Annotated in this window: 8 protein-coding genes; 3 read left to right on the top strand and 5 right to left on the bottom strand. The window is 67.2% G+C overall.

The genetic code is table 11. From position 1 onward, the window contains the following. The 4 genes from trpE to ACK5L9_RS19935 form a co-directional block, all read right to left on the bottom strand. Positions 1 to 1,427 (bottom strand): anthranilate synthase component I (gene trpE, locus ACK5L9_RS19950; RefSeq protein ID WP_416913203.1); only part of this gene is annotated, 1,427 nt, incomplete at its 3' end. Beyond that, positions 1,427 to 3,349: a SurA N-terminal domain-containing protein gene (locus ACK5L9_RS19945; protein ID WP_416913202.1), complete on the bottom strand. Its 1,923-nt coding sequence runs from the start codon at positions 3,347 to 3,349 to the stop codon at positions 1,427 to 1,429. The genes trpE and ACK5L9_RS19945, both read right to left, overlap by 1 nt. A 64-nt stretch (positions 3,350 to 3,413) precedes the next feature. Beyond that, positions 3,414 to 4,589, bottom strand: coding sequence for an aminotransferase (locus ACK5L9_RS19940; protein ID WP_416913201.1), 1,176 nt, complete (start codon positions 4,587 to 4,589; stop codon positions 3,414 to 3,416). A 1-nt stretch (position 4,590) separates the two neighbouring features. After that, the gene (locus ACK5L9_RS19935; RefSeq protein ID WP_416913200.1) at positions 4,591 to 5,589 is read right to left on the bottom strand and encodes a hypothetical protein; all 999 of its coding nucleotides are present in this window, start codon (positions 5,587 to 5,589) and stop codon (positions 4,591 to 4,593) included. A gap of 104 nt (positions 5,590 to 5,693) precedes the next feature. Between ACK5L9_RS19935 and ACK5L9_RS19930 the strand changes: the two genes are divergently transcribed. Genes ACK5L9_RS19930 through ACK5L9_RS19920 form a run of 3 tightly spaced genes read left to right on the top strand, consistent with a single transcriptional unit; the run spans position 5,694 to position 7,944 of the window. Next, the gene (locus ACK5L9_RS19930; RefSeq protein WP_416913199.1) at positions 5,694 to 6,284 is read left to right on the top strand and encodes an anthranilate synthase component II; all 591 of its coding nucleotides are present in this window, start codon (positions 5,694 to 5,696) and stop codon (positions 6,282 to 6,284) included. Beyond that, positions 6,281 to 7,303 carry an anthranilate phosphoribosyltransferase gene (gene trpD, locus ACK5L9_RS19925; protein ID WP_416913198.1) on the top strand — a complete coding sequence of 341 codons (1,023 nt, stop codon included), beginning with the start codon at positions 6,281 to 6,283 and terminating at the stop codon, positions 7,301 to 7,303. Before ACK5L9_RS19930 ends, trpD begins: the two co-directional genes overlap by 4 nt. Further along, a complete protein-coding gene (locus ACK5L9_RS19920; RefSeq protein ID WP_416913197.1) occupies positions 7,300 to 7,944 on the top strand; it encodes a uracil-DNA glycosylase in 645 nt (214 codons plus the stop codon). The genes trpD and ACK5L9_RS19920 overlap by 4 nt, the downstream gene beginning before the upstream one ends. 385 nt (positions 7,945 to 8,329) lie before the next feature. Here ACK5L9_RS19920 and ACK5L9_RS19915 read toward each other — a convergent pair whose 3' ends face one another. Further along, positions 8,330 to 8,680, bottom strand: a complete 351-nt coding sequence (locus tag ACK5L9_RS19915; RefSeq protein WP_416913204.1) for a DUF2147 domain-containing protein — start codon at positions 8,678 to 8,680, stop codon at positions 8,330 to 8,332. Positions 8,681 to 8,693: the final 13 nt, after the last annotated feature.

Genomic DNA, 8,693 nt, shown 5'->3' with positions numbered 1-8,693 from the left:
TGAAACTCGGCTTCGGGGTTGCTGTCATAGACCACGCCGCCGCCGGCCTGAATATACAGCGCTCCGTCCTTGACGACTCCGGTGCGCAGCGCGATGCACATGTCCATCTCGCCATTGGCGGCGAAATAGCCCACAGCCCCGCCATAGACGCCACGCTTTTCGGGTTCCAGCTCGTCGATGATCTGCATCGCGCGGACCTTGGGCGCGCCCGACACCGTACCGGCGGGCAGCCCCGCCAGCAGCGCGGACAGCGCATCCTCGCCCTGACGCACCTCGCCCACCACATTCGAGACGATATGCATGACATGGCTGTAACGCTCGATCACGAATTGCTCGGTCGGGCGGACGGTGCCGGTTTTCGCCACGCGGCCGACATCGTTGCGGCCCAGATCCAGCAGCATCAGATGTTCGGCCAGTTCTTTCTGATCGGCCAGCAGATCGGCCTCAAGCGCGCGGTCTTCGGCCTCGTCGGCTCCGCGCGGGCGGGTGCCGGCGATGGGGCGGATCGTCACCTCGCCGTCGCGCAGGCGGACAAGGATTTCCGGGCTGGCGCCGACGATCTGGAACCCGCCCATGTTCAAAAAGAACATGAAGGGCGAGGGGTTGGTGCGGCGCAGGCTGCGATACAGCGCAAAGGGCGGCAGCGGAAAATCCATGCGCCAGCGTTGCGACGGCACGACCTGAAATATGTCGCCCGCTCGGATGTAATCCCTGGCGGCCTCGACGGCGGCCAGATAGTTGGCCTTGCTGAAATTCGACACCGGCTCGCCGATCCGGGCATCGTGGCCAAGCGCGCGAGGCTCGGAAGGCTGACGGTCCAGCGACCGCAGCGCGTCCATCACCCGTTCGGCGGCGCGGGCATAGGCGGCGCGGGCATTGCCGCCATCGTGCCAGGCGGGCGCGCACAGCGTCACCTCGCCCTTGACCCCGTCCAGCACGGCCACGACCGAAGGCCGCATCAGCATCGCATCGGGCAGGTCCAGCGGATCAGGATTCACGTCGGGCAGATGTTCGACCAGCCGGATCATGTCATAGCCCAGATAGCCGAACAGCCCCGCAGCGACGGGCGGCACGCCATCGGGCATAGGGTCGATGCGGCTTTCGGCGATCAGTGCGCGCAAGCTGTCCAGCGCCGGGCGTTGGTCGGGTTCAAATTCATCCGAAAACCGGGCATGGCGGTTGACGCGGGCCTTGCCGTCGCGACAGTGCCAGACCAGATCGGGTTTCATGCCGACAATGGAATAGCGCCCGCGCACCTCGCCGCCCGTTACCGATTCCAGCATAAAGCTTTGCGGCGCGGCCTCGGCCAGTTTCAGCATCAGGCTGACCGGCGTGTCCAGATCGGCGGCAAGACGGATCGTGACAAGCTGATTGCGGCCTTTGGCCCAGGCAGCCTCGAACGCGGCGAAATCGGGGGACAGGTCCATCACTGGATCTGCGCGTTGATGGCGTCGATCGCCTGCTGGTTCAGTTCAATTCCTGCATTGGACTGCGCGGCGCGTGCGAAATAGTCGAAAAGGTCCGATTGCAGCGACTGGCCCAATCGCTGGCCGACGGCATCGGTAACGCGCTGCGCATCCTCGGCCGCCAGATCGGCGGGGTGAATGGCATCCAGGCGCAGCAGAAAGACCCGCCGGTCGGCATTGATCACATCCAGATCACCCGGTTCGGTGATCGCGAAAGCGCCCGAGACCAGCCCGGAGGGCGCGCCATCGATCCAGCCATCGCGTGTCAGCCCGGTTTCGGTCTGCCACTCCGCATTGGCGGGCGCGCCGGGCGCGCCGGGCGCGCCGGTGGTGGCAGTGCCTTCGGCGGGCACCGCATCGGGGGCGGACGGCTGGCCAGTCGCCGAAAGTTCGACCCGCTGTTCCTCGGCGCGGGCCAGCAACTGACGGTGAACCTCTTCCGCGCGCCAGTCCTCGGCCACCTTGTCGCGGATCTCGGCAAAGGGGATCAGCGTGGGCGGCACGACCTCGTCCAGCCGCAACGCGAAGACGCCACCATCGTCCAGCCGCTCAATCTGCGGGAAATCGTTGATTGTCACAACCGCCGCCGCCTTGCGGAATGCCTCGTACCCGGCGATGCTGCCCTCATCGGCGGTCATGTCGGCCGACCAGTCGATCTGGCCCAGCTTCAGCGGCGTGTCCTTGATCATATCCTCAAGCGAGGCGCCGCCGGCCAGCAGATCCTCGTATTCGCCGCTGCGGTCGTCGATCATCCGTGCCGCGCGATCCAGCGCCGCCTCGGCCCGCAGATCGTCGCGCGCCTCTTCGAAGGGAACATTCACCGGATCGAGAATCGCGTTCATGGAGAACAGCGCCGGTCCCAGATCGGTCTGGAACGGTCCGACCACACCGGGTTGATCCAGTGCAAAGACCGCATCGGCTGCCGCGCCAAGCTGATCCTTGGACAGTTCGCCCAGATCAATGTCGTCCAGCGACAGCCCGCGTTCCGTGACCAGCGCCTCGAACGGTGCCTCGCCCTTGTCCAGCCGCGCCTTTGCGGCCTCGGCTTCGGGCATCGAGGGAAAGACCAGCCGCCCGACCATGCGCCGTTCGGGTTGCTGATATTCGTCGCGGCGCTGGTCATAAACGGCACGCAGCGCGGTTTCGTCCAGCTCTACCTGATCCGACAGCATTTCCGGGGTCAGCCAGATATAGGTCAGCTTGCGCGTTTCGGGCGCGGTGAAGCGGTCGGCATTGGCCTTGTGCCATGCCTTCAGCGTCTGTTCATCGGGTTCGGTCACTGGCGCGGGCAACTGATCTTCGGTCAGTTCGTGCCAGGCGATATCGCGGCTTTCCAGCAACCAGCCCGCCGTCTGGTCAATCATTGCCCTGGGGGCGGCGACCCATCCGGTCACGGCGCGTTGCAGGATCATCCGCGATTCGTCCACGCGGACCTGCGATTCAAATTCGGCCTCGGACATGCCCTCGCGGCGCAACACCTGTGCATAAGAAGTGCGGTCGAACTGACCGTTCGGACCCTGAAAGGCGGGGGCGGATGCAATCGCCCCGGCGATGCGCTGATCCCCGACCGAAATACCCAGCAGGCGGGTCTGTTCCTCAAGCGCGGCGGCGATGAACAGTTGCGCCTGAATGGCCTGCGGCAAGCCGATGGACTGCGCCTGCGCCATGGTGACGGGCTGGCCGGTCTGCTGCTGATAGGCGTTCAGTTGCGACCGCAGCGCCCGGCCATAGTCCTGCGCGCTGATCGAGGTCTTGCCGACCGAGCCCACCTGCGACGATCCGCCGGTAAAGCTGGTGACGCCAAATCCGCCAAGACCCAGCACCAGCATGCCCATCAGCAGCCAGACAACGGTGGATTTTCCATGCGTGCGCAGGTTTTTCATCGGCGGATTTCCTCTGATCGTCCCAGTGCCGTCTTTAGGCCGGTCGCGCCACGGCCACAAGCCTTCAGGGATGCCAGCCCGACAGCCGCCCTGCCAGTTCTGCAATCCCGGCCTTGTCGGCATTCGCAAAGGCGATCCGGAAATGTCGTCCGCCCGAGGGGTCGTCGCCCGGCACGAACATCGTTCCCGGCAGGGCCAGAACGCCGATTTCGCGCACCATTCGCGGGGCCAGATCGGCCGAAGCCTGCGCAAAGGGATGTTCGGCCCACGCGAAATAGGCCCCCGCGCTTTTCAGCCGCCACCCCGGCAGGGCGGACAACGCCGCCGCTGCCGCGTTCCTGCGGTCGAGGATGGTCAGCCTTTCGCGCGCCAGCCAGTCGCGAAGATGTGTCAGCCCCCACAGCGCGCCGATCTGGCCAAGCTGCGAGGTCGAGATCGCGACCGTGTCGAGGAATTTCTCGGCCTCGGCCAGCCGCGATTCGCTGGCGATCATCGCCCCGACCCGGTGGCCGGTCAGCCTGTAAGCCTTGGAAAAGCTGTAAAGCTGGATCACCGTCCGGTCCCAGCCGGGCCGCGTCAGCAGGTCATGCGGAGCATGGTCGCGGCTGTCGAAATCGCGGTAGGTCTCGTCCAGGATCAGCGCCAGCCCGTGCCTTTCGGCCAGCTCGTAAAAGGCGGAGACAAGGGCGGCGGGATATTCGGCCCCGGTCGGATTGTTGGGCGTTACCAGAACGATGGCCCGCGTTTTCGGCCCGATCAGCGTGGCGGCCTGCCCCGGATCGGGCAGCATTCCCTGACCGCAGGGCAGGGGGCGGGTGACGATGCCCTGCATGTCCAGCCACATCTTATGATTGAAATACCACGGCGTCGGCAGAATCACCTGATCCCCCGCACCGGCCAGCGTGGCAATGGCCGCGCAGAAGGCCTGATTGCACCCTTGGGTTATCGCCACCCGCGCGGGGCCGACGGGTGCGCCATAGGCGCGACCGAATCTTTCGGCAAGGGCCTCGCGCAGATCAGGGTTGCCCAGAACCGGGCCGTAAAGATGCGCCTCGGACCGGGTCAGCGCGGCGTCGGCAATGGCACGGCGCAGCGCCTCGGGCGGAGGATCGACGGGCGCGGCCTGACTGACATTCAGCAACGGACGGTCGGGCGGAAAGCTGACCCCGGCCAGCCAGCGCCGCGCCTCCATGACCGGGGGGGCGACGGTCGCGGCAAGTGCCGGGTTGATTGCCGTCATCTCAGTTGTCCGGCGACCGGCCCAGATCGGACAAGGCCGGAGGCAGCGACAGATCGGGGGCAGGGGCGGATATGCGGGCCGGGGCGGCTGTGTCCGTATCCGTGCCGGGATCATCACCGGGCGCGGCTTCCGGTGCGGCTTTGTCCACAGGCTGCACATCGGTTTCGGCCTGCACCACGGCAGGCGGTTGCGGCGATATGGGCGGTTGCAGAACCTCTGCGGGCGGGGTCGCGTTTGTTTCGGCGACCGGGTTTTCGGGGGCGGGGGGCAGGGCGATCGCTTCGGCGGGCTGCGACCGGGGCAGGGAATCGGGTTCGCCCACGCCCGCCATCCGGGGCAGTTCCACCACAGGCGGCGGCGCGAAACCTGCGGGCGGATCGCTTGTTGGCAGCAGATCGGCATCGGCCATGTCATCCAGCGGCGGCATCAGCAAGGCGCCCGGCGCCGTCGCTTCGGGTCGTAAATCCGGGTCGGTCTCGGCGTCGGGGGCAGTCTCGGCGGCAGGTGCGGGCGCGACGGGGGCCTCGGTCTGCTTGACCCCGGTCGAGGGTGCCAGCAACGGCTCGGGCAGGGTCGGCGTCATATCGCCGCCACGCCCGAATTCCGACCCGACCGGCAGACCAAGCTCGGCGGTATGCGGAGAATCGCCCTCGCGCCCCTCGCGCCCCTCGCTGTCCCGGCGCGGCACGGGGGGCATGGCCACAACCCCGGCCCCGGTTTCCGCAGTCTCTGCCGGTTCCTCTGCCGTCGCCTCTGTCCCGGCCCCGGCCTCCGTAACGGCCTCTGCCCCGCCTTCCGTACCGGCCCCGCCATCGGCCGGCGTTTCGCCAGCAGTCTCGCCCTCGTCCCCGGCCGGTGGCGCATCCGTCAGTGCCGCGTCGGGCGGAGGCGCAGCCTCATCGGCCTGCCGGGGCAGCGGCGTCAGCAGCGAAAGCCCCGCCAGTGCGACAACGCCGAAGCCGGCGCCATGCGATAAACCTGTCCAGAAACCTCGTGGCATATGCTTTGTCACCCCTCGCCGGTCTTGACCCTCCGGCACGCTTTGGCCCATCTATAACGGACCCGTTTCCGGGGGGAAACCTTCCCCAACCCAAGGGACCGCCAATGATCCTTCTGATCGACAACTATGACAGCTTTACCTGGAACCTTGTCCACTACCTTGGCGAGGCCGGGGCAGAAGTGGTCGTGCGGCGCAACGATGCGATCAGCGTGGCCGAGGCGATGGCGATCGAGGCTGACGGCATCGTGATCTCGCCCGGCCCCTGCGATCCGGCGCAGGCGGGCATCTGCATCGACCTGATCCGCGCCGCTTCCGAACGCGCCATTCCGCTGTTCGGCGTCTGTCTGGGCCATCAGGCCATCGGCGAGGCATTCGGAGGCCGAATCGTGCGCGCCAACCGTATCCTGCATGGCAAGGTGGACGGAATCGCCCATGACGGCAGCGGCGTCTTTACCGGCCTGCCCACGCCCCTGCGCGCCACGCGCTATCATTCGCTGACGGTCGAACCCGGCAGCCTGCCCGATTGCCTGCGCGTAACCGCGACCTCGGACGATGGCACGATCATGGGGCTGATCCACCGCGACCTGCCGGTCGAGGGCGTGCAGTTCCATCCCGAATCCATCGCCTCGGAACATGGGCACGAGATGATCCGCAATTTCCTGAACCGCTGTTCGCCGCGTCAGAGGGCCGCATGACCACCGATATCCGCCCCCTGATCGGCATCGCCGCCACCCGCCCGCTGACCGGAACCGAGGCCGAGTCCGCCTTTTCCGCCCTGTTCGACGGGGCCGCGACCCCCGCGCAGATCGGCGGCCTGCTGATGGCGCTGCGCGTCCGCGGCGAGACCGTCGAGGAAATCGCCGCTGCCGCCCGCGCCATGCGCAAGCGAATGAACCGCATCCACGCCCCCGCCGGGGCGATGGACATTGTCGGCACGGGGGGCGACGGCAAGGGCACACTGAACATTTCGACCGCGACGGCCTTCGTGGTGGCAGGCGCGGGCGTTCCCGTCGCCAAGCACGGCAACCGCAACCTGTCGTCGAAATCAGGTGCCGCCGACGCGCTGACCCAGATGGGCATCAATGTCCTCAGCGGTCCCGCCGCGGCGCAAGAGGCCGTGAACCGCGCCGGTATCTGCTTCATGATGGCCCCGATGCACCACCCGGCGATGCGCCATGTCGGCCCGCCCCGCGCGGAACTGGGCACCCGAACGGTGTTCAACCTGCTGGGGCCGCTGACCAACCCCGCCTCGGTCCGCCGCCAGTTGACCGGGGCCTTCAGCGCCGAATGGATCCGCCCCATGGCCGAGGTGCTGCGCGATCTGGGCAGCGATGCGGCATGGCTGGTCCATGGCGGCGACGGAACGGATGAGATCAGCATCGCCGGTGAAACCCGTGTCGCCGCGCTGGAAGACGGCGAGATCCGCGAATTTACCGTCACCCCCGAGGATGCCGGCCTGCCACGTCACCCGTTCGAGGCAATCATCGGCGGCGAACCTGCACGAAACGCCGCCGCCTTCCGCGCGCTGCTGGACGGCGCGGCAGGGGCATATCGTGACGCGGTGCTGCTGAACGCGGCGGCGGCGTTGCTGATCGCGGGCAAGGCCGCCGATCTGCGAGAAGGGGCGGCCATGGCCGCCGAATCGCTGGACAGCGGCGCGGCCAAGGCACGGCTGGCGAAACTGGCCGAAGTGACCGGCCCGCCCGAGGCATGACCCCCCCGGACGCCTGGGCCGGCCTGCCCTTTTTTCGCGCCGAATGGCCCGCTATCCGCAGCCGTCTGGAACAGGCGAACGGCTGGTTGCCCGGCCCCGCGCGGCTTTTCGCGGCGCTGGAGGCCACCCCGCCCGAGGCCGTGCGTGCCGTCATTCTGGGACAGGATCCCTATCCCACGCCGGGCCATGCGAACGGGCTGGCCTTTTCGGTCAGTCCCGGCGTCGCCCCGCCCCGGTCACTGCGCAATATCTTTACCGAGATGCGCGATGATATCGGTGCCGCGCCTGCCTCTGGCGACCTGTCGCATTGGGCGCGGCAGGGGGTGCTGTTGCTGAATACCTCGCTTTCGGTGCTGCCGGGCGCGGCGGGGGCGCATGCCGAATGGGGTTGGGACCGGCTGGCCCGCGAGGCCATCGCCAAGGCCCAGAGCCACGGCCCGATAGCCTTTCTTCTGTGGGGGGCACATGCGCAAAAGGCAGTGGCGGGCCTGCCCCGCCCACAGGATCTGCGGATCGCCACCGCCCACCCCTCGCCCTTGTCCGCCCGGCGCGGCTTTTTCGGCAGTCACCCCTTCAGCCGCATCAATGCCTGGCTGACCGAACAGGGCCGGGATCCGATCGACTGGCCCGGCTCAACGTAATCACCTGAAGCGGCGAGGGGTTTCCGCAGGGTGATGTGTTATGTTTCATGGGAACCCCCGAATTGCAGAGGTTTCCCATCTCTCCGTTGCCGCGTCCGGACTATTTCCCGCCGCCGGATGACCCACGCCAGCCGGGCAGGGTCATCTATCCGCTATCCTGTGCCAACTGTCCCGACAAACGACCGTTCCAAAGGGCCGGAGGCGCGGATATTGCTGCCGTCGGGGCGAGGGCTGGACGGCGGGCACCCCGCCGCGACACTGCAAAAGCCCGGTATCAATGCGGCGCAAACGCCGCATCCAGCCTTTCCGCAATAGCGGGCAGGGTGCCGCGCGGGTGACATATTGCGCGAAGACAACGCGTTTCGGGCGAGGTGCGCAGGCGCGTTTACTTGACCCGCGACCAGGTCTGGCTTTTGCACAGCAATCCGCCTGCCACGCAGCCCGACAGGCTCATGCTGTTGCCGCTGAGCCTGGCCTTGCCGATATACACCTTGTTATTCGAGGGACGCCAGAGGCGGCCCTGATAGCCGCCGTTGCCGTCGGGAACCATGTCGATCAGGATCTGCCTGCCAATATTGGGCGAGCTGACCTCCTTGTCGTCGCGATAGGTCTTGGCGATGGTGCCGCAAAAGGCCTTTGCGCAGGGGGTGATGCTGACGCGGGCGAAGAATCCGTTGTCGGGCTGTGTCTGCCAGATTCCCTCGATCGGGTCGGCGCTGGCAGCGTTGGCGGCCAAAAGGGCGGCAGTT

Origin of the sequence: Paracoccus sp. (in: a-proteobacteria), from assembly GCF_047973135.1 — a bacterium.
Lineage (GTDB): Bacteria > Pseudomonadota > Alphaproteobacteria > Rhodobacterales > Rhodobacteraceae > Paracoccus.
The sequence above is the reverse complement of the archived record's forward strand: the minus strand, read 5'-3'. Positions and strand labels throughout refer to the sequence as shown.

Bases quoted from the DNA above. Each gene is read 5' to 3' on its own strand.
- ACK5L9_RS19945 (WP_416913202.1), bottom strand. From the start codon at position 3,349: ATGAAAAACCTGCGCACGCATGGAAAATCCACCGTTGTCTGGCTGCTG.
- ACK5L9_RS19940 (WP_416913201.1), bottom strand. From the start codon at position 4,589: ATGACGGCAATCAACCCGGCACTTGCCGCGACCGTCGCCCCCCCGGTC.
- ACK5L9_RS19935 (WP_416913200.1), bottom strand. From the start codon at position 5,589: ATGCCACGAGGTTTCTGGACAGGTTTATCGCATGGCGCCGGCTTCGGC.
- ACK5L9_RS19930 (WP_416913199.1), top strand. From the start codon at position 5,694: ATGATCCTTCTGATCGACAACTATGACAGCTTTACCTGGAACCTTGTC.
- trpD (WP_416913198.1), top strand. From the start codon at position 6,281: ATGACCACCGATATCCGCCCCCTGATCGGCATCGCCGCCACCCGCCCG.
- ACK5L9_RS19920 (WP_416913197.1), top strand. From the start codon at position 7,300: ATGACCCCCCCGGACGCCTGGGCCGGCCTGCCCTTTTTTCGCGCCGAA.